The organism is Citrobacter sp. 50677481 (assembly GCF_001463265.1).
Classification (GTDB): Bacteria; Pseudomonadota; Gammaproteobacteria; order Enterobacterales; family Enterobacteriaceae; genus Citrobacter_A; species Citrobacter_A sedlakii.
Genome location: NZ_LNHZ01000061.1, coordinates 193,988 through 214,656 on the forward strand (window position 1 = coordinate 193,988; position 20,669 = coordinate 214,656).

The window sequence follows — 20,669 nt, forward strand, 5'->3', positions numbered from 1 at the left end:
TTCCTTGTTACTGTCGCCACGGCATGATCGGCACCGCGCTAATGGCGTTTTTTGGCGACCCATCGACCACCTTGTCCGAGTAGGCCAGATACGCCAACGCGTTGCGTTTGGCGTCATAAAAGCGCACAACCTGTAAAGACTTGAAGACCAGAGAAGTGCGTTTTTTAAATACCACTTCGCCCTGCGCTTTGCCGTTTTTGATTCTTTCGCCAAGCTCAATCGGCCCCACCTGCTGACAGGATATCGCCGCGTCGGAGGTATCTTCGGCCAGCCCTAACCCGCCTTTAATTCCCCCGGTTTTGGCGCGACTGACGTAGCAGGTCACATTTTTCACGTCGGGATCGTCAAAGGCCTCCACGACAATTTTATGATCCGGGCCAAATATTTTGAATACCGTATCGACAGAACCAATCTGCTCGGCCTGCGCCGTTTGCCCCAACAGCAGCAGAAGTGAGGAAAGTACTAAGCTCTTATATTTCATATTGTTACCATTATTAAACATTACGCTGCGTAATTATTCGGCATTGTAGAATAAACTGTTTGTAGATCACAGGATTACAATAATCCCGCGTTAGTAAGTCCGGAAAAAGCATTTATACGCAAAAAAAACACTGAATGCTAAAACAGCAAAAAATGCTATTATCCAGGTACCTGATGTCAGGTGCTCGTAGTTGAAAGGATGAGGAAATTTTATGGATCAGGCCGGCATTATTCGCGACCTTTTAGTCTGGCTGGAAGGTCACCTGGACCAACCTCTGTCGCTTGACAATGTGGCGGCAAAAGCAGGGTATTCCAAGTGGCATCTGCAAAGAATGTTTAAGGACGTCACGGGCCACGCCATTGGCGCGTACATCCGCGCGCGGCGTTTGTCGAAATCCGCTGTGGCCCTTCGCCTGACGGCGCGACCGATCCTGGATATTGCCCTGCAATACCGCTTCGACTCTCAACAAACGTTCACCCGCGCCTTTAAAAAACAGTTTTCCCAGACGCCTGCGCTGTACCGCCGTTCGCCGGAATGGAGCGCGTTCGGTATTCGCCCGCCTTTGCGCCTGGGCGAGTTTGCCCTACCTGAGCATAAATTCGTCACTCTGGAAGACACGCAGCTGGTTGGCGTCACCCAAAGTTATTCCTGCTCGCTTGAGCAAATTTCTGACTTCCGCCATGAAATGCGCGTCCAGTTCTGGCGCGATTTCCTCGGCCACGCCCCAGCGATTCCCCCGGTGCTGTACGGCCTGAACGAAACGCGTCCGAGCCTGGAAAAAGACGACGAGCAGGAGGTGTTTTATACCACCGCGCTCACGCCTGAGCAGGCGAACGGCTACGTGCAGTCGGCACAGCCAGTGCAGTTACACGGCGGCGAGTATGTGATGTTTACCTATGAAGGTCTGGGTACTGGCGTTCAGGAATTTATTCTGACAGTTTACGGCACCTGTATGCCGATGCTGAATCTGACGCGCCGCAAAGGTCAGGATATCGAGCGGTACTACCCGGCCGAAGATGCCAAAGCCGGTGACCGCCCCATCAATCTGCGCTGCGAATTCCTGATTCCGATTCGCCGTTAACGCTGCAGTTCATCCAGCGCAGGGGCGTCCAGATGTGACACGTCCCCTGCCGTTTCCACGACCCAGCCCGGCGCCAGCCACAGGCTTTCCTGATAATCCACCCGCGAAATCGAACAGTTGCGCAGACGCAGGCGACGCTCCGCCCAGGCGGGCAGACCGAGAATGGTGCTCACCAGGCAACCCAGCGCGATACCGTGACTCACCAGCAGTGGACGGCTCCCCTGCGGCAGCTCAAGGCACGATGCGAGCGCGGCATTCACCCGGACGCCCAGTTCCTGCATCGATTCGCCATCGGGGATACGTCCATCCACCGTCCCGTTGACCAACTGGCGACGCCAGTTTTCTTCTTCTTCGGTCAGGGAATCAATATGACGTTTTTCCAGCACGCCCATGTCCAGTTCGCGCAGCCGGGCGTCAAAGCGGATATCGCAGCCACATGCCTGGGCGATAATTTCTGCGGTGCGGCGGGTGCGCCCTAAATCGCTACTGATAATGTGGGTGATGCCGAGGGTTTTCGCGCGCTCACCGACCTGCATGGCCTGCTGTTCACCTTTAGCGGTCAGTGGACTGTCTGACTGGCCTTGAATGCGTCGCTCGGCGTTCCACTGCGTTTCACCGTGGCGAACAAGGTATACCTGTAACATGCTTTTTTTCCGTTATATACTCAAAATAATTTGAGCAGACTGCGATAAATTTTTTAAACCGAGCTTAATTATGCACCATGTCGTCTCAGCAACAACCAATCCTGCCAAAATTCAGGCAATTCTAAAGGCATTTGAGGAGATCTTCGGCGAAGGATCCTGCCATATCGAGTCCGTTGCCGTCGAGAGCGGCGTGCCGGAACAACCCTTCGGAAGTGCTGAAACGCGTGCTGGCGCACGAAATCGAGTAGACAATGCGCGTCGCGCGCGGCCAGACGCCGACTTCTGGGTGGCGATTGAAGCGGGTATTGATGACGACGCCACCTTTAGCTGGGTCGTGATTGATAACGGCAGCCAGCGCGGTGAAGCGCGTTCCGCTACGCTGCCCCTGCCTGCCGCGATCCTCGAAAAAGTGCGTCAGGGAGAAGCGCTCGGTCCGGTGATGTCGCTTTATACCGGCATCGATGAAATAGGCCGAAAAGAAGGCGCAATTGGTGTGTTTACCGCCGGCAAACTGACCCGCGCCAGCGTCTATCATCAGGCGGTGATTCTGGCGCTCAGCCCGTTTCACAACGCAGTGTATTGATAGTCTCTGGGCCGGTTCAGGCGTCTTTCAGCAGCACCTGCTCCAGCCACTGGCGCAGTTCGACCGGAGCGGATTTCAGGCTGTTTGAGCCGCGGGTGATCGTCGCAATGCCCGCTCCCAGCTCGTTTTTCAGTTCACGCTGACTCATCTCGCCGCGTAAAAGTTCTTCAATAATTCGCACGCGGGTGCCCAGCGCTTCGCGCTCGTCCGGCGTCAGCATCAGCTGCAGCAGCGGCAGATGCAAATCTTCTGTATAAGACTGGCGGAGCAACTCCACAAAACGAAGCCACTCCTGATGACGTTGTTCGGCCATCGCCGATGAATAAGGGGAATGCTGGGTCATGTTATGCCGCCATTTGTACTCTTACACGAGTACAAATCATAACATAACCCGTCTGATTAATAACGTCTCTGCCACTCAGAATCGCTCATCAGCGTATCTTTCTGCCCCATGAAATGGCGGTAGTACGCGTCGTAAGCCAGCACGTTCTTCACGTAACCGCGGGTTTCCGAAAACGGAATGCTTTCGACAAACGCCACGGCATCAATACGTCCGGCGCTGTTGCCAAGCCAGGTCCGCACGCGGCCCGGTCCGGCATTGTAAGCTGCCGAAGCGAAGATGCGGTTATTGCCAAACTGCTCGTACACATACTGGAGATAGTGCGTGCCAATATTGATATTGGTTTCCGGTTCGAGCAACTGGCTCTGGCTGTTGTAGCCGGGAATCGAGAACATCTTCACCGTATGCGTCGCCGTGCCCGGCATGATCTGCATCAGACCACTGGCGCCTACCGGCGATTTCACCTTCGGGTTCCAGGCGCTTTCCTGGCGCGCTATCGCCATCGCATAGCTCTGCGGGATGTCTTTACCACGGGTATAGCGGGCAAACAGATCGTTGTAAGCCAGCGGGAAACGTTCTTCCAGATGATCCCACAGCTTGCCGGCGATCGTCGCCTGCACGCTCAGATCCCACCAGTGATTGTTGAAGGCGTAGCGTGCCAGCTGCGCCTGTTCGGTTTTGCTCCGACTGGTTACCAGATTCGCCCACTCGCTGCGCGCCGTGTTATCCAGATTCCAGTACATCAGCTCGCGCACCCGCGCCATTTCGGGTCCACGGGTCAGGTCGTTGTCGACATTCGCCGGGGCTTTGTCGATTTTCAGAACATACTCTTCCCCCAGACGTTGGGCGGCCACCATCGGGTAAAAGCCACGCTGCTGCATCAGCGCATGGAGGATCTCTTTGGCTTCAGCTTCACGCCCACGCTCCAGCAGTAAATCCGCCTGCCAGTAGCGCCACTCATCTTTCTCTTTCGCGTCCATCGGCAGCCGCGCAAGCCAGGTATTCAGCCCGCGACGATCGCCGGTTCCCAGCGCCATCCGCACACGCCGCTCCACAAGCGTAGTGGACTGCGAGCGCATGATCGCATCGTCGCGCCATTTTGCCTGCTCGTCAGTGACGTCATTCCCCATCAGTCGCCAGGCGACGATGTCACGCAGTTCCTGGGTTTGTTCTTCATTAAGCTGCTGCGCCTGGGCCAGCGACGGGATCATCAGCCGCGCGTTCTCGGCGTCCTGACGAGCGACGCTGGCAAAGGCGACGGCAGCCATCTGACGGGTGAAATCCGTCGCGCCGGTGGTACGGGCGAAGGTCAGTACAGTATTGGGATCGTTAGCCAGCGAGATAATGGATGAGGCGATAGTCTGGTAGTCAGCGGGCATCTGCCCCGCCAGTACCGTCACCAGCCCGGTATTGCCCGCTTTCATCGCCAGGCGGATCCGCTCCAGGTAAGCCAGCGGATCCTGGGTTCCCGATGCGCGCCAGACGCTGAACAATTTGTCGCAGGCGTTCGGCTGGCTTTTTCCCGTCAGCCAGAGTTCTTTCGCCCCCTGCCAGGCCTCTTCCGTTTGCCCGGTGCTCCACCTGGCGTAATAGTAATTACACTGAGCTTCAGTGGTTCTCGGTTTATCAGGGCTGAAGGCTAACAGCCCGCGCCAGTCTTCACGTCGCGCCAGTTCATTGACAAAGCGCGACTGCAGCGTGCGGGCCGGGGGCAGCGTTGGGTTGGCGCGCACAAAACGGGTCACCGTGATGGTCGGCTGGTTCATGAGATCGTCTGTAATCTGGCGGTATTCCAGGTAGGGGTACAGCGGATAATTCTTCAGGCCCGGCATCATCTGTTCCACCACGTCCATTTGCCGGTTATCCCAGGCCTGCTTAATCTGCGCATAACGGATACGCTGTTCGTCCAGGGAGTCGGCTCGCGCCGCCTGGCTTACCGCAAGCAGGCATACGCTGGCGGCAATAAAACGCCAGGTGAATGATTTGGCTTTGTCCACAAGCTCGTCCTCTGTTTGTCATTATTTCTGTGCAGCATCATGCCGCCTGATGGTTTTATGCTAACCAGTCATTGCCGTTTACGCCACGTCACGAACACTTTTTTACTTTTACTGAGAGTACGATCTGCTGGCTGGGCTTAGGGAGGGAAAAAGGCTACACTTCGCCTTTAACTACGATTACTCATCACGACAGAGAAAGAGGCGAGTCCAAAGTGGCCCAATTCGTTTATACCATGCATCGTGTCGGCAAAGTTGTTCCGCCGAAACGTCACATTCTTAAGAACATCTCTCTGAGCTTCTTCCCCGGAGCAAAAATCGGCGTGCTGGGTCTTAATGGCGCCGGTAAGTCCACTCTGCTACGCATCATGGCGGGCATTGATACCGACATTGAGGGTGAAGCACGCCCGCAGCCGGGCATTAAAATCGGCTATCTACCGCAGGAACCGCAGTTGAATCCTGAGCATACCGTCCGTGAATCCATCGAAGAAGCCGTGGCCGAAGTGGTCGGCGCGCTGAAACGTCTGGACGAAGTGTATGCGCTGTATGCCGATCCGGATGCCGACTTTGACAAACTGGCCGCTGAACAGGGCAAGCTGGAAGAGATTATCCAGGCGCATGACGGGCATAACCTGAACGTCCAACTGGAACGCGCCGCAGACGCCCTGCGCCTGCCGGAGTGGGACGCCAAAGTCGCGAACCTTTCCGGTGGTGAACGCCGCCGCGTCGCGCTGTGCCGCCTGCTGCTGGAAAAACCAGACATGCTGCTGCTCGACGAACCGACGAACCACCTGGACGCCGAGTCCGTAGCCTGGCTGGAGCGCTTCCTGCACGACTTTGAAGGCACCGTGGTGGCGATTACCCACGACCGTTACTTCCTCGATAACGTCGCGGGCTGGATCCTTGAGCTGGACCGCGGTGAAGGTATTCCGTGGGAAGGCAACTACTCCTCCTGGCTGGAGCAGAAAGATCAGCGTCTGGCGCAGGAAGCCTCTCAGGAAGCGGCCCGTCGCAAGTCAATTGAGAAAGAGCTGGAGTGGGTGCGTCAGGGCGCGAAAGGCCGTCAGTCTAAGGGCAAAGCCCGTCTTGCGCGCTTTGAAGAGCTGAACAATACCGAATACCAGAAACGTAACGAAACCAACGAACTGTTCATTCCACCGGGACCGCGCCTGGGCGATAAGGTCGTGGAAGTGAGCAACCTGCGTAAATCCTACGGCGATCGCGTCCTGATCGACGATCTGAGCTTCTCCGTACCGAAAGGCGCTATTGTCGGGATCATCGGTCCGAACGGCGCGGGGAAATCCACCCTGTTCCGCATGATTTCCGGTCAGGAACAGCCTGACAGCGGTACCATCACGCTGGGTGAAACCGTCAAGCTGGCGTCCGTTGACCAGTTCCGTGACGCAATGGATAACAGCAAAACCGTGTGGGAAGAAGTGTCCGGCGGACTGGATATCATGCGTATCGGCAATACCGAGATGCCAAGCCGCGCCTACGTAGGTCGCTTTAACTTCAAGGGCGTCGATCAGGGCAAACGCGTGGGCGAACTGTCCGGCGGTGAGCGTGGTCGTCTGCACCTGGCGAAGCTGCTGCAGGTTGGCGGCAACATGCTGCTGCTCGATGAACCGACCAACGACCTGGACATCGAAACCCTGCGTGCATTAGAAAACGCCCTGCTGGAGTTCCCGGGCTGCGCCATGGTTATCTCGCACGACCGTTGGTTCCTGGACCGTATCGCGACCCATATTCTGGATTATCAGGACGAAGGGAAAGTGGAGTTCTTCGAAGGGAACTTCACCGAATACGAAGAGTATAAGAAACGCACGCTGGGCGCCGATGCGCTGGAGCCGAAGCGTATCAAGTACAAACGTATTGCGAAGTAATCAGTCAGTGTGCCGGATAAGACGCCGCAAGGCCTTATCCGGCTACAGGGATTAGTGCGCTTTCGTCGCCGTTGCCTGCTGTTGTCCTGCCGCAGGTTCCAGTTGGAACACCACATCAACCTGATCGTCAAACTGAATGGTCGCCTGCTCGTAGGTCTCCTGCGCGGAAGCCGGCGCCGCATCGGCTTTCATCATCCGTACCATCGGGCTTGGCTGATAGTTTGATACATGGTAACGCACGCTGTAAACCGGCCCCAGCTTGCTGTTAAAGCCTGCCGCCAGCGCCTGCGCCTGATGGATCGCATCGTCAATCGCCGCTTTACGCGCTTTATCTTTATATGCATTCGGCTGCGCCACGCCTAACGACACGGAGCGAATTTCGTTCAGTCCCGCTTTCAACGCGCCATCCAGCAGCGAGTTAAGTTTGTCTAACTGACGCAAAGTGACTTCCACGGTACGCACCGCACGGTAGCCTTTCAGAATGCTTTTGCCGTTCTGATAGTCGTAGTCGGGCTGGGTACGCAGATTGGCGGAACTGATGTCTTTTTTCGCAATCTGGTTTTGCTCCAGGAAAGAGAGATACTGCGCAACACGCTCATCGGCCTGCTTCTTCGCCGTCGCCGCGTCTTTCGCCGCCACGTTAACCTCGATGGCCAGAGTGGCGATATCAGGCACTGCATCCACGCTTGCCGTTCCGGAAGTCACGATGTGCGGTCCGTCAGGCAATTCGCTCGCCTGCGCCGACAGTGCACTTAAACCAACTAATGCCGCCAGGGCAATCACTTTGAACTTCACAGTCGTTCCTCCTTGTTACGTAGGTTGCCCTGGGTTTCAGGGCGCATGCAGGCAAGCTTAGCGCGAAACGCCCCAATGTCCATCAGACAACGCTTAGATGAACAAAGCGTGCACGTGTGCGACCCCTTCCTTTGCTAACTGGAAAGCGATAAACCACATTATCAGACCGACCAACGTGTTGATAATTCGCTGCGCTTTCGCCGTACGCAGACGCGGCGCGAGCCACGCCGCCAGCAATGCGAGACCAAAGAACCATAAGAAGGAAGCGCTAACGGTGCCAAGCGCGAACCAACGTTTTGGCTCTACCGCCAGTTGCCCGCCGAGGCTGCCCAACACCACAAAGGTATCCAGATACACATGCGGATTCAGCCAGGTTACCGCCAGCATTGTGGCGATGATTTTCCAGCGCCCCTGTTTCATCACCTCCGCGCTGGCCAGCGCCAGATTGCTGCTCATGGCCGTCCTTAAGGCGCCAAAGCCATACCACAGCAGGAAGGCCACACCGCCCCAGGTCACCAGCGCCAGCAGCCATGGCGACTGCATCAGCAGCGCGCTTCCGCCGAAGATCCCGGCACAAATCAGCAGCAGATCGCTCACCGCGCACAGGAACGCAATCATGATGTGGTACTGGCGGCGAATCCCCTGATTCATGACAAAAGCATTTTGCGGGCCCAGGGGTAAGATCATGGCCGCGCCCAGAGCAAGCCCTTGAAAATAATACGATATCACGTCAAATATTCCTGAAGAAAGTCGCTATGGCGAAACTATAGCGCGGGAAGATTATTAGCGATAATTGAAAATTTTAATCGGGTATAAGAAAGGGTAATAGCAAGAGGGGAAATTGCCGAATGGCGGCTAACGCCGGCACCGGCCTGGAGACTGGCAGGCCCGGTAAGCGTTAGCGCCACCGGGCACGTTTTACTCTGCCGTGTGTTCTTTTACACGTTTAAAATTAACGTCCATTTGCGGATACGGGAAGCTGATACCCGCGGCGTCAAACTCGCGCTTAATCCGCTCCAGTACGTCCCAGTAGACATTTTGCAGGTCGCCGCTTTTACTCCACACGCGCACCACAAAATTTATCGAGGACGCGCCCAGTTCGTTCAGTCGCACCGTCATTTCGCGGTCTTTCAGAATGCGCTCATCGGATTCGATAATCCCGGTCAGGATTTTCTTCACCTGATCGATATCCGAATCGTAAGCCACGCCAATAATAAATTCATTCCGGCGGACCGGCTCGCGGGAGAAGTTAATAATATTGCCCGCGATGATTTTGCCGTTCGGGATCACCACGATTTTGCCGTCGATGGTGCGCATAGTGGTAGAGAAAATCTGCACGTTCAGCACTGTCCCCGCCACGCCGCCAAGATCGACATATTCACCCGCACGGAATGGACGGAACATCACCAGCAGCACGCCTGCGGCAAGGTTTGACAACGAGCCCTGCAGCGCCAGACCGACAGCTAAACCGGCGGCGCCGAGAACGGCGATAACCGAGGCGGTTTGTACGCCAACGCGCCCCAGCGCAGCAATCAGCGTGAAGGCGATAATGCCATAACGCACCAGCGCAGAGAGGAAGTCGGCAACGGTGGCGTCAATATGGCGCGCCAGCATCAGACGGTTTACCGTGTTCGAGACGATACGCGCCACAATCATCCCGATGATGATAATGGCGATAGCCGCAACGATGTTGACGGCATAGCTCAGCAGCAACGCCTGATTACGGACCAGCCAGGTCCCCGCGCCGTTAATGCTGTCGACAACATTCAAATCTTCCATTCGATGTTCCTTGGTCATGACAAAAAAGAGCAAATGAGATCAATCTCACGAAATAACCTCTTAAAGGTAAACAAAAACAAGTCAATATTCCATTTTCGTTACGTTCTTGTTTGAGGTAAGGCTATTTCTGGCGCTCTGCGGGGCGATCGACCATACGTAAATAGCCCCCAACCAGGGGCTGACGCTGTTTAAAAATATTGGCGATTTCGCTGACCACCTTTCCACTACCCGCATTTTTCCACGCCAGAGAAAGCGGAGAGGGCTGGCGAGGATTTGCGACGGATCGCGCCACCAGCGCCCCGGACTCCACGTACGGGCGGCATAAACGTTCAGGCAGAAAACCGACGCCCAGTCCGCTTAAATGACAGGCCAGTTTGGTGCTGAGATCCGGCACTTTGATCTCTTTTTGCCCGCTTAACAGCCAGGCCACGCGCCGGGTGAGCGTCCGCGAGGTGTCTTCAATATTGATAGCCGGGTAGCGCCGCAGCACATCATCCGATAATACCGCCGCCGGATGGCTGGCTAACGGATGTTGCTGCGCCACCACAAACTGCCAGGTGATATCCCCCAGCGGCAACAGCGAAATGTTGTTCGACAACGACTCAGAGCCAGTGACGCCAATCGCCAGTTGATAGTCGTCATACAGCAGCGAGTCCCAGACGCCCATATAGACCTGACGGGAAATCTGGAAGCGGGTAAAGGGAAAGTGTTGATGCAGCCAGGTCAGCAAATCGGCAGTGGTTTGCGGTTGATAAAGGAGATTATTGATGACGATATTGACCTGCCGCTCTACGCCCGCGTTAATTTGCTGCAACTCATCGGGCATCGCATCAAGCCAGTTAAGCCACTGGCGACAATGTTCCAGCAAATGCTGACCCGCCAGCGTCAGGCTGACAGAACGCGTGGTGCGCAAAAACAACTGTGTTCCCACCTGCTCTTCCAGCGTTTTAATGCGATAGCTGATCGCTGCTGGCGTTTTATGCAGCGAGCTGGCCGCACGGGAAAAACTCTCCGTTTCAGCAACGCGAATAAAGGTACGAATGGTTTCCTGATCGAGCATGTTTTCCCCTTAAATCAACGGCCTGTAACCAGCGCTGCGCAATGGCTATCCCTAACATCATGTCGGCGCCAGAGGTGTGTCCCGTCGCCAGCAACCGACCAATCGCACGCTGTGGCGAACGCCCGGACTGTAAACGGCGCATAACCCGCAGTACGGGGGTAGAAAATTCCCCTACCCTGGCGCTGTTCAGATAGCTACAGCTTACCGAAGTTGTCAGCGAAGCGAGTTGATCGTTCGGGGGTAAAAAAAGCCGAACCGGCAGCGCGACGGCGTGAAAGACCGCCAACATGCCGGTTAACATATCATCTCCGCTGGGCGTTAACCCCGGCCCACAGCCAATCAGCCAGCGCCAGTCAGGCGCAACACCGGCCTGCCAGCGCGACAGCTGCGCGGCTATTTGCGGGAAAACAGACAGTGACGCGACGGCGCGATTAAGCGGGCCGCCAAGACCGGTTGGCGAGGTAAAAGGTGAGAGATCCGCTGGCTGTAAGCTCCCGGGCGTCAGGCGCAGCGTCAGTTGCCGCAGTGGTCGTAGGGTCAGTCTCCGTCCATAAAGCTGTGCGTCCCGCTTGATCATTGTTGCATGCTGCGCGCACCGGGAGAAGACATCATCAGCCAGCAAGACGCCCGACGGCCCCATGCCTTTACCGTAGCGATACAATGTCAGCAGTTCGCCTCCGGCATGGATGAAATTGATCGCCTGCGAAAAACGGCTATGCAGCAGCCATTCGCCGTCAGGAAGTCGATTAAGCCCGGCACTGGCCAGCGCATTGAAGGTGACCATAACTTTGCTCCGCTATGCCGGATGGCGGCTACGCCTTGTCCGGCCTCCAACAGCATTGCCATGCAGGCCCGGTAAGCACTGCGCCACCGGGCCATGACACTACGCGGTGATGTGATGTGCTTCCGCCAGCGCTTCCAGCGCTTTTTCAAAACAGAGCAGCGGCGCACGTACAGTGCCCGCGCCGACCTGACCGATCCCCGCCTCACGGTGCGCAATCCCGGTATTGATCAGCGGCGTAATCCCCGTTTCCACCACCCGACGAATATCCAACCCCAGGCATGCGCCTTTGAAATCCCAGGATGGGATCTGGAACAGCGGGTTGTGATCCAAATAAATTTCCGCCATCTCTTCAGAAGTTTCCAGCGCCGCGCCCATACCGCCCGCGCCGACAAATCGCGTCACGCCGGGGGCGGCAATCATCGCCGCGCCGCCAATGCCCAGCGTTTCGGTAATGGCGCTGTCGCCGATATCCGGGTTGGAGTCAGCCTGGCTGTAGCCGGTAAAAAACAAGCCCTGCGGCGTGTTCACCGGCGCAGTAAACCACCGGTCACCCGTGCCGCTAACGCGAATGCCAAATTCGCGACCATTACGCGTCATCGCCGTGACAACGGAACCGGCCTTAATCTCTGCTGCCGCGTCCATGACCGCTTTACTGTAAGCCATCGCCAGATTAAGAAAGAACTGATCGGTGACGCTGAGGAACTGCATCACGTCGACAATCCCGGCTTTTGGTCGGTCCAGTCCGGCGATCGCCGGTGACAACGTGCGAAGCAGCAGCGAAGAAGCGGCGATATTGCGCTGATGGAATTCGTCGCCCATGGTGATCGCCTGAGCCATCAACGCGGTCAGGTCAACGCCGTTTTCCATGCGTGATAACGCCTCCTGCAGCACTGGCGCCAGCGTATCGCGCATCCAGCGAAGGCGGGTCTGGACGTCGTCGCCGTAAGCGCCAAAGCGCATCACTTTACCGATCCCTTCGTTCAGATTGCAGTACGACTGATTGCCGTGTACCGTGTCGCGCACCACCAGTACGGGCATATTTGCAGAGGTGATCCCTCCCATCGGCCCGACCGCGCCAACGTGATGACAGGGAATGAATGCCACTTCGCCCTTGTTTAACAGCGCCAGCGCCTCTGCTTCACTGGCCGCCCATCCTTCAAACAGCGACGCGCCAATACACGCGCCACGCATCGGGCCGGTCATCTCTTCCCAGGCGATCGGTGTCCCCGCGTGAAGCAGTTTTCGGCCTGTCGCCAGCGTCTCTATGACCTCTTTCGCCGGACGGACGGCAATCCAGTGCGGGCGAGCAGCTTTAATGCGTTCAATAATGGCGTCGTTGGCCTGAGCAATAGATGAATACATATCGGTACCTCTGAAATTAATGTAACTGCTTGAGTAAACTGGCGAGACGGGCGTTGCCACCGGCAACGGGCGCCCACTGATAATGCACAACCGGCGTGCCGCTGCTTTGCAGATCCAGCGCGAAGCTGCGTAGCCCGGCGTTAATCACCTGAATGCCGTCCAGCAGAGCGCTATGACGGGTTGCAGAACCGACGTCCTGATGGCGCGTCAGGCTAACGGCAAGCAGAACGGCTTCTTCGAGGGTTTCCACCACCGCGATACCGGCAGCGCGCAAGATGTCGGTTTGATCACTACGTCCCTGCGGATCGCCGTCGGTACCGGTCAGGGTGGCAATGGTGACCAAAGGCGCGTCGCGTTTCGCGCGGACTTGCTCAACGGCCTCAACAACCGCGCCTGCCGGGTCAGCACAGGCGCCATAGCCCAACACCACGTCCAGTAGCAGCACGCCGACCTCCGGCATTGCGGCCAGTTTTTCAATCTCAATACTGCGGGTGGTCGGGTCGATCATGGGATGTGGCCGGCCCAGGGTGTAGCTGTCATCGCCAAGATCGACAATGCGATGCCCTTCGGCTTCCAGCATGACGCCGTCGGCGTGCGTTTCGCTCACCGGGACGCCAAGCCCGGCAGACAGCAACATTGCGGCCTCTGCGGCAAGGGTGCCGCCGGCATACAGACCATAAATGGTTTTGCCCACCACCGCGGGCTGGCTGACGCGCTGTTGCGCAACGCGCATCAACAGCACCGCCAACTGCGCGGCATCTGACAGCGAATTTGCCAACCAGACGTTTCCTTCCCTGCGCCGTTCCGGCTTACTGCCGAGAAACAGCGCAACCACCGGTTTTCCAACCTTCTGCATCGCAGTAATAATGCGTGTTCTGACCTGCGGCGACGGCGGCTTGGAGACAAAAGCGATGACTCGTGTGGCGTCGTCACCTGCCAGCATCTCAAGAGCGGTTAAGGCGCTGATCCCGCCGACTTCCGCGCTGAGATCGCGCCCCCCCAGACCAATGGCGTGGCTGATCCCCTGATGGCGCAGCGCAATCTGCGACGTCACTTCCTGAATACCGGTGCCGGACGCGCCAATAACCCCGATTCCGCCTTCCGGCAGGACGTTGGCAAACGCCAGCGGACTACCGGCAATCATCGCCGTCCCGCAGTCCGGTCCCATCACGATCAGCCCACGCTCGCGCGCCAGCGTTTTCAGTTCGACCTCCTGCGCCAACGGCACGTTGTCCGAAAACAGCATAACGTTCTTACCTGCCAGCAGCCCTTCTCTGGCAACTGACGCCGCGTACTCTCCGGCAACGGAAACCAGCAGCAGATTGGCCTGCGGCAGCTTCTGGCAGGCGCTTTCCCAACGGCGCGCTTTCAGCAATTGTTGCGAACTGCCTGACGCGTTAGCGATCGCGCTGAGTTCTTTTTCCAGTTGCTCACGAACGAGGTCAAGGATCCCCGGACGCGCCTCCTGAGTTCGCACCGCCACGCAAATATCGTTCGGCGTGGCCTCGGCAAAATCGTCGTGCCAGAAACCGGTGGAGTCCAGCATGGCTTTATTGGCTGGCGTTCCCATCATGACCGATACCTGATCCACTTCCGGCCGTTCGCTCAATTTGCGGGAAATAATCATCAGGCTGACCGAGTCCTGAAAACTTCCCTTTTTAATAAAGGCGTAAATCATTACCGCTACCTCTTATGTGCGTTTTTCTTTCAAAAACAGCATGGCAATCAGACCAATGCCCAACAGAATGGCTGAAACATAAAAACTGGAGGCCAGGCTACCGGTAATATCGCGCGCGGCCCCGGCAATAATCGGTGCAAGGATCGATGAACTCATGCCGATAAAATTAAATAAGCCAAACGCGGTGCTGTAATTATTTTCATCGACGCTGTCAGCAACCAGTGCCACCAGTACCGGATCCAGCGCCAGTTTGCCGACAAGGCCGTAAACGCACAGTGCGATCACTACCCCGGTCATATTGGGCATCCAGATAATTGACAGCATGCTGATAATCGCAACCGGCACGAGGAACATAATTAACGGTTTGCGCTTACCTAATTTGTCAGACAGGCTGGAGAATAACAGCGCGCCAGGAATTGAAATCCACGCCACCAGCGACGAAATAAAACCCGTTTCGCTACCGGCGATACCACGTTCACTTTGCAGATAATACGGAAGCCAGGTCAGGATAACGAAGAATCCAAACAGGCTGCAAAACACCATAATATACGTCAACAGCAGATTACGGTTTTTCAGCAGGTCGCTGAATTTGCCTTTTTTAGCCTGTTTGCCATCGGTATCGGCGGTGCGTTTTTTCTCTTTGACCAAAAACCAGATCGCCAGGCCAACCAACACCGAGGGGATTGCCATCGCATAAAACGGCATCCGCCATGAATATCCCTGATCGTACACCAGCCAGCTCGACGTCATCAGCCCCAGCGCAATACCAAACGCCATGCCGCTGTTGATAATGGCGCTCCCCAGTGAGCGGTATTTTTTCGGGATCTGCTCGGAAGATAAGCCATACTGCGGGCCGTAATAGGTGCCTTCTCCGGCGCCTGTTACCACGCGGGCAAACAGCAAGGTGTACCAGCTTTTCGCCCAGCCGGTAACGGCCGTAAAAACGCCAAACAGAATAAATCCGGGCACCAGCACTTTTTTCTTGCCGATTTTGTCACCGAGAATACCGGCCGGAACCTGTAATAACGCATAAGAAAAATAGAACACCGAGTTGAGAATACCTAATTGCGTTCCGCTCAGGCCAAACTCTTTTTCCAGCTCGCCCATAACCGGATTCAATATTGTCCGGTCGGCATACATAAAAATCCATCCCAGCCAGAACAGGAAAATAGTGACCCACCAGGCCGGTATTCCTTTTTTATTTGTGACATCAGTCACTTCACATGAACCAGACATAAACTGTCTCCCGGTATTAAATTCCCCAAACGATGAGGGTTGATGTTTAAACTGTCACTACCTTATCGGGCAAATCCCCCTTTTCTTTTGAACAAAGTCACACAAAACTCATTGTTATAAATTCCTGGGGGCTGGTGTCTTAATTATTAAAAAATATCTAATAATCATTTTTAAAGGATTTTAAATAAACACGTAACGCATTAATCAGATATTTTTTGGGGTAACAGCTTTGTCGACGCAATCACAATATCCGTTCTCAATATCGCTATTTTTGCCGCGAGATAATTTATTTATTGAGGCTAAAATGAAAAAGAAACTGGTTATTGCTCTGGGCGGCAATGCGCTTTTGCAGCGCGGAGAGGTTTTGAGCGCGGAGAATCAGCAGCGGAACATTGAGCTTTTTGCACAAACCGTGACAAGCCTGGCGCGTGACTATCAGCTGGTGATTGTTCATGGCAACGGACCGCAGGTGGGTTTACTGGCGCTGCAAAATGCGGCGTACACCGGCTCTCCCGCCTGGCCGCTGGATATTCTGGTGGCTGAAAGCCAGGGCATGATAGGCGTCGCTATTGCCCAGGCATTAACGCAATGTGCAGGCGGAACGCCCGTGACGACGCTGATGACCCGCGTGGAAGTCGATCCTGATGACGCAGCGTTCGCCACGCCCGGCAAATACATTGGGCCGGTATATCCTCCCGAACAGCAGACCGAACTGGAGAAGCGTTATGGCTGGACGATAAAAGTCGACGGTCAGCACATTCGTCGGGTTGTACCTTCCCCAGCGCCAAAAAACATTGTCGACGGTGATGCTATTCAAACGCTGCTGGCGGCAGGCCATACGGTAATCTGCTGCGGCGGAGGCGGCGTCCCGGTTGTGGCGCAGGGAGATAGCTATCGGGGAACCGAAGCGGTGATCGACAAAGATTTAACGGCAGCGGTGCTGGCATGTACTCTCGACGCCGATCATTTGCTGATCCTCACCGATGCCGATGCGGTGTATGAGCACTGGGGCACGCCGCAAGCGCGGGCATTGCGTCACGTCACGCCAGAGGAACTGGCTCCCTTCGCTGCGCCGGACGGCGCGATGGGCCCGAAAGCCGCCGCCGTGATCCAGTTTGTCAAGCAGAGCGGGAATGCGGCCTTTATTGGCGCGCTCAAAGATGCGCCGCAGATCCTGGCTGGCGAAAAAGGAACCTGCGTGACGCGATAATGTCTGTGTGCAGGATGCACGCTATCACCTCACGGGACGGATGAGGTGATAGCCCCCTCCGGCTGACGGACAAAAAAATGGCTTCCCGAAGGAAGCCATTTCAACAATCTGCGAGGCTGAAATTACAGAACGTCTACCGCGTTCAGTTCTTTGAAAGCCTGTTCCAGACGGGTGATCATGGAAGTCTGGCCTGCACGCAGCCATACGCGCGGATCGTAGTATTTCTTGTTCGGCTGATCTTCGCCTTTCGGGTTACCCAGCTGACCCTGCAGATACGCTTCGTTATCTTTGTAGTACTTCAGAACACCTTCCCAGGTTGCCCATTGGGTATCGGTATCGATGTTCATTTTGATAACACCGTAGCTTACGGAATCTTTGATTTCCTGAGCAGTAGAACCGGAACCGCCGTGGAAAACGAAGTTCAGGCTGTTGTGCGGCAGGTTGTGTTTCTTAGAAACGTATTCCTGAGAGTCGCGCAGGATGGTCGGGGTCAGAACCACGTTACCCGGCTTGTAAACGCCGTGTACGTTACCGAAGGAAGCCGCGATGGTGAAACGCGGGCTGATTTTGCTCAGTTCGGTGTACGCGTAATCAACGTCTTCCGGCTGGGTGTACAGAGCGGAAGCGTCCATGTGGCTGTTATCCACGCCGTCTTCTTCGCCGCCGGTGCAGCCCAGTTCGATTTCCAGGGTCATGCCGATTTTGGACATGCGCGCCAGGTATTTGGAGCAGATTTCGATGTTCTCTTCCAGAGACTCTTCAGACAGGTCGATCATGTGAGACGAGAACAGCGGTTTACCGGTCTCCGCGAAGTGTTTCTCACCCGCGTCCAGCAGACCGTCGATCCACGGCAGCAGTTTCTTCGCGCAGTGGTCGGTGTGCAGAATAACCGGAACACCGTAATGTTCAGCCATCTGGTGAACGTGATGCGCACCGGAGATCGCACCCAGGATAGCAGCGCCCTGAGGAACGTCAGTTTTTACGCCTTTGCCCGCGATGAAAGAAGCGCCACCGTTGGAGAACTGAACGATAACCGGCGCTTTCACTTTTGCAGCGGTTTCCAGAACGGCGTTGATGGAGTCGGTGCCGACGCAGTTTACTGCTGGCAGAGCAAAGTTGTTTTCTTTAGCTACCTGGAAAACTTTCTGTACGTCATCGCCAGTGATAACGCCAGGTTTTACGAAATCAAAAATTTTAGACATGTTGCGAGTCCTGTTTCTGTATCTTCGACCGTTAAAACGGGGGAGCGGGCCTTTCAGCGCGCTGAAAAACAGGCGGGTTTCCCCGCCTGAACAAATTTACTGCTTCGCGCGCTCCTCGAGCATCGCTACGGCTGGCAGAACTTTGCCTTCCACGAATTCGAGGAATGCGCCGCCGCCAGTGGAGATGTAGGAGATTTTGTCTGCAATACCGAACAGATCGATAGCCGCCAGAGTGTCACCGCCGCCAGCGATAGAGAACGCTTCGCTGTCTGCAATAGCGTTAGCCACGATTTCAGTCCCTTTACGGAAGTTCGGGAATTCAAATACGCCGACCGGACCGTTCCACAGAATGGTTTTCGCATTCTTCAGGATCTCAGCCAGTTGCTGTGCAGACGCGTCGCCGATGTCCAGGATCTGCTCGTCTTCTTTCACGTCAGAGACAGATTTCAGCGTAGCCGCGGCGGTTTCGGAGAACTCGGTGGCAACGCGAACGTCAGTCGGCACCGGGATATCACAGGTGGTCAGCAGACGTTTTGCTTCGTCAACCAGGTCAGCTTCGTACAGGGATTTCCCTACGCTGTGGCCCTGAGCGGCAACGAAGGTGTTGGCGATACCGCCGCCCACGATCAGCTGGTCAGCGATTTTGGACAGGGAGTCCAGTACCGTCAGTTTGGTAGAGACTTTAGAACCGCCGACGATAGCGACCATCGGACGAGCCGGTTCTTTCAACGCTTTACCCAGCGCGTCCAGTTCAGCCGCCAGCAGCGGGCCGGCACAGGCTACGTCAGCAAATTTGCCGATACCGTGAGTAGACGCCTGCGCACGGTGAGCCGTACCAAATGCGTCCATGACGAACACGTCGCACAGCGCCGCGTATTTTTTGGACAGTGCTTCGTCGTCTTTCTTCTCGCCCTTGTTAAAGCGAACGTTTTCCAGAACCACCAGCTCACCGGCCGCCACTTCAACGCCGTCCAGGTAATCTTTAACCAGACGAACCGGGTTGGACAGTTTGTCTTTCAGGTAGTTAACAACCGGCAGCAGAGAGAATTCTTCGTTGTACTCGCCTTCGGTAGGACGACCCAGGTGGGACGTGACCATCACTTTCGCACCCTGTTTCAGCGCCAGTTCGATAGTCGGCAGGGAAGCACGGATACGCGCGTCGCTGGTTACTTTCCCTTCTTTAACTGGCACGTTCAGATCCGCACGGATGAAAACGCGTTTACCAGCAAGATCCAGATCGGTCATCTTGATTACAGACATGGTGAATCCTCTCGTTGATTCTTAAAGTTTTGCAAGCGCTTACGCGCTTTACCTGAAACCAATAGCGGCCATGGCTAACGTGGTGTCGAGCATTCTGTTAGCAAAGCCCCATTCATTATCGCACCAGACCAGCGTCTTTATCAGGTGCCCACCACTGACTCGCGTTTGTGTGCCATCGACGATGGCGCTGTGCGGGTCATGGTTAAAATCTACTGAGACCAACGGTAATTCCGTATAGTCAACTATATCATGAAATGCACCTTGTGCCGCTTTTTGCAGCAACTGGTTGACTTCATTGGCTTTTACCGGTTTCTTCACCGTGACGCTTAAGTCGATTGCCGTGACGTTTATCGTGGGAACACGCACCGCAATGGCCTCAAAACGATCGTTAAACTGCGGAAAAATACGGGTAATGCCTGCCGCCAGTTTGGTATCGACCGGAATGATCGACTGACTCGCCGCACGCGTACGCCGCAGGTCAGGATGGTATGCATCGATAACCTGCTGATCGTGCATGGCGGAGTGTATTGTGGTCACCGTACCAGACTCGATGCCATAGGCATCATCTAATAATTTGATGACGGGAATGATGCAGTTCGTCGTGCAGGACGCGTTTGACACAATGCGGTCTTGTGCCCGCAGGCGATCCTGATTGACGCCAAACACAACGGTGGCGTCGAGATCGTGGCTGCCAGGATGTGAAAAGAGCACTTTCTTCGCGCCTGCGGCAATATGCGCTTCGCCGTGTTCGCGGCTGCCGTATACGCCCGTGCAGTCGAGGACAATATCAACGCCCAGTTCACGCCAGGGCAACGCGGCAAGCGAAGGCTGATGCAGGATGCGGATCGAATCGTCGCCGACAATGAGCTGCTCGCGCTCATGGCGAACGTCCCATGCAAAACGTCCATGGCTGGTGTCATATTTCAACAAATGCGCCATGCCTGCGGCATCCGCCAGTTCGTTGATGGCCACCACGGTGATTTCCGCCCGACGTCCGGATTCGTATAAAGCGCGAACCACGTTACGTCCGATGCGACCGAAGCCATTAATCGCTACGCGTACGGTCATAGATCTCCTGCAAGGCTATCCTGATTCAGATGTGGCTGACAGAGTAATCCAGCGCATCGTTCAGGGAAACCTTACCTGTCGCAAACTGCGACTGATTGATTATTTGTCGAACATTTAATCGACTGAAACGCTTCAGCTAGAATAAGCGAAACGAGGAATAAAAGGAATGATTGTCCAGTTGATTAAGCCAGCCATATGACTTACATCACATTTCACGCCCCTGGTTCGC

At 55.6% G+C, this 20,669-nt stretch carries 19 protein-coding genes; 4 read left to right on the forward strand and 15 right to left on the reverse strand.

Going from position 1 to position 20,669, the window contains the following annotated elements; genetic code table 11:
* Positions 1 to 7: 7 nt before the first annotated feature.
* A complete protein-coding gene (creA, locus tag APU02_RS17440) occupies positions 8 to 481 on the reverse strand; it encodes a protein CreA (RefSeq protein WP_042290339.1) in 474 nt (157 codons plus the stop codon).
* A gap of 211 nt (positions 482 to 692) precedes the next feature.
* Between creA and robA the strand changes: the two genes are divergently transcribed.
* Positions 693 to 1,562 carry an MDR efflux pump AcrAB transcriptional activator RobA gene (gene robA, locus APU02_RS17445; RefSeq protein WP_060570772.1) on the forward strand — a complete coding sequence of 290 codons (870 nt, stop codon included), beginning with the start codon at positions 693 to 695 and terminating at the stop codon, positions 1,560 to 1,562.
* On the opposite strand, the gene gpmB is transcribed toward robA, so the two are convergent.
* Complete coding sequence (gene gpmB / locus APU02_RS17450) at positions 1,559 to 2,206, reverse strand: 2,3-diphosphoglycerate-dependent phosphoglycerate mutase GpmB (protein ID WP_042290266.1); 648 nt, start codon at positions 2,204 to 2,206, stop codon at positions 1,559 to 1,561. The genes robA and gpmB overlap by 4 nt on opposite strands.
* Before the next feature lie 70 nt (positions 2,207 to 2,276).
* On the opposite strand from gpmB, the gene yjjX reads away from it, so the two are divergent.
* The gene (gene yjjX / locus APU02_RS17455; RefSeq protein ID WP_042290268.1) at positions 2,277 to 2,789 is read left to right on the forward strand and encodes an inosine/xanthosine triphosphatase; all 513 of its coding nucleotides are present in this window, start codon (positions 2,277 to 2,279) and stop codon (positions 2,787 to 2,789) included.
* A gap of 16 nt (positions 2,790 to 2,805) precedes the next feature.
* On the opposite strand, the gene trpR is transcribed toward yjjX, so the two are convergent.
* Positions 2,806 to 3,132 (reverse strand): trp operon repressor, encoded by a 327-nt coding sequence (trpR, locus tag APU02_RS17460; protein ID WP_042290272.1) that lies wholly within the window; start codon positions 3,130 to 3,132, stop codon positions 2,806 to 2,808.
* Between the two features lie 56 nt (positions 3,133 to 3,188).
* Positions 3,189 to 5,126, reverse strand: coding sequence for a murein transglycosylase (sltY, locus tag APU02_RS17465; RefSeq protein ID WP_060570773.1), 1,938 nt, complete (start codon positions 5,124 to 5,126; stop codon positions 3,189 to 3,191).
* 212 nt (positions 5,127 to 5,338) lie between these two features.
* Here sltY and ettA point away from each other — a divergent pair, with 212 nt between their 5' ends.
* Positions 5,339 to 7,006 carry an energy-dependent translational throttle protein EttA gene (gene ettA / locus APU02_RS17470; protein ID WP_060570774.1) on the forward strand — a complete coding sequence of 556 codons (1,668 nt, stop codon included), beginning with the start codon at positions 5,339 to 5,341 and terminating at the stop codon, positions 7,004 to 7,006.
* 51 nt (positions 7,007 to 7,057) lie between these two features.
* Here the strand turns inward: ettA and APU02_RS17475 are convergent, their stop codons facing one another.
* The 8 genes from APU02_RS17475 to APU02_RS17510 form a co-directional block, all read right to left on the reverse strand.
* The gene (locus APU02_RS17475) at positions 7,058 to 7,801 is read right to left on the reverse strand and encodes an oxidative stress defense protein (protein WP_060570775.1); all 744 of its coding nucleotides are present in this window, start codon (positions 7,799 to 7,801) and stop codon (positions 7,058 to 7,060) included.
* A gap of 93 nt (positions 7,802 to 7,894) precedes the next feature.
* On the reverse strand, positions 7,895 to 8,530 hold the full coding sequence (argO, locus tag APU02_RS17480; protein ID WP_060570776.1) for an arginine exporter ArgO: 636 nt from the start codon (positions 8,528 to 8,530) through the stop codon (positions 7,895 to 7,897).
* Between the two features lie 189 nt (positions 8,531 to 8,719).
* Positions 8,720 to 9,580 (reverse strand): small-conductance mechanosensitive channel MscS, encoded by an 861-nt coding sequence (locus APU02_RS17485; RefSeq protein WP_042290286.1) that lies wholly within the window; start codon positions 9,578 to 9,580, stop codon positions 8,720 to 8,722.
* A 121-nt stretch (positions 9,581 to 9,701) separates the two neighbouring features.
* Positions 9,702 to 10,640 (reverse strand): HTH-type transcriptional activator AllS, encoded by a 939-nt coding sequence (gene allS, locus APU02_RS17490; RefSeq protein WP_042290289.1) that lies wholly within the window; start codon positions 10,638 to 10,640, stop codon positions 9,702 to 9,704.
* Entirely contained in the window at positions 10,597 to 11,424 is an 828-nt protein-coding gene (locus APU02_RS17495) for a DUF2877 domain-containing protein (RefSeq protein ID WP_042290292.1), read from the reverse strand. Before APU02_RS17495 ends, allS begins: the two co-directional genes overlap by 44 nt.
* Before the next feature lie 99 nt (positions 11,425 to 11,523).
* Entirely contained in the window at positions 11,524 to 12,786 is a 1,263-nt protein-coding gene (locus APU02_RS17500; protein ID WP_060570777.1) for a DUF1116 domain-containing protein, read from the reverse strand.
* Between the two features lie 16 nt (positions 12,787 to 12,802).
* On the reverse strand, positions 12,803 to 14,464 hold the full coding sequence (locus tag APU02_RS17505; protein ID WP_060570778.1) for an acyl-CoA synthetase FdrA: 1,662 nt from the start codon (positions 14,462 to 14,464) through the stop codon (positions 12,803 to 12,805).
* Between the two features lie 12 nt (positions 14,465 to 14,476).
* Positions 14,477 to 15,700 (reverse strand): MFS transporter, encoded by a 1,224-nt coding sequence (locus APU02_RS17510; RefSeq protein ID WP_060570779.1) that lies wholly within the window; start codon positions 15,698 to 15,700, stop codon positions 14,477 to 14,479.
* Positions 15,701 to 16,004: 304 nt separating this feature from the next.
* Here APU02_RS17510 and APU02_RS17515 point away from each other — a divergent pair, with 304 nt between their 5' ends.
* Positions 16,005 to 16,910, forward strand: coding sequence for a carbamate kinase (locus APU02_RS17515; protein WP_060570780.1), 906 nt, complete (start codon positions 16,005 to 16,007; stop codon positions 16,908 to 16,910).
* A 122-nt stretch (positions 16,911 to 17,032) separates the two neighbouring features.
* Here APU02_RS17515 and fbaA read toward each other — a convergent pair whose 3' ends face one another.
* The 3 genes from fbaA to epd all read right to left on the reverse strand — a co-directional run bounded on the left by fbaA (position 17,033) and on the right by epd (position 20,440).
* On the reverse strand, positions 17,033 to 18,112 hold the full coding sequence (gene fbaA / locus APU02_RS17520; protein WP_042290302.1) for a class II fructose-bisphosphate aldolase: 1,080 nt from the start codon (positions 18,110 to 18,112) through the stop codon (positions 17,033 to 17,035).
* A gap of 96 nt (positions 18,113 to 18,208) precedes the next feature.
* Positions 18,209 to 19,372 carry a phosphoglycerate kinase gene (pgk, locus tag APU02_RS17525; protein ID WP_042290304.1) on the reverse strand — a complete coding sequence of 388 codons (1,164 nt, stop codon included), beginning with the start codon at positions 19,370 to 19,372 and terminating at the stop codon, positions 18,209 to 18,211.
* Positions 19,373 to 19,420: 48 nt separating this feature from the next.
* On the reverse strand, positions 19,421 to 20,440 hold the full coding sequence (gene epd, locus APU02_RS17530) for an erythrose-4-phosphate dehydrogenase (RefSeq protein WP_042290307.1): 1,020 nt from the start codon (positions 20,438 to 20,440) through the stop codon (positions 19,421 to 19,423).
* Positions 20,441 to 20,669 lie beyond the last annotated feature (229 nt).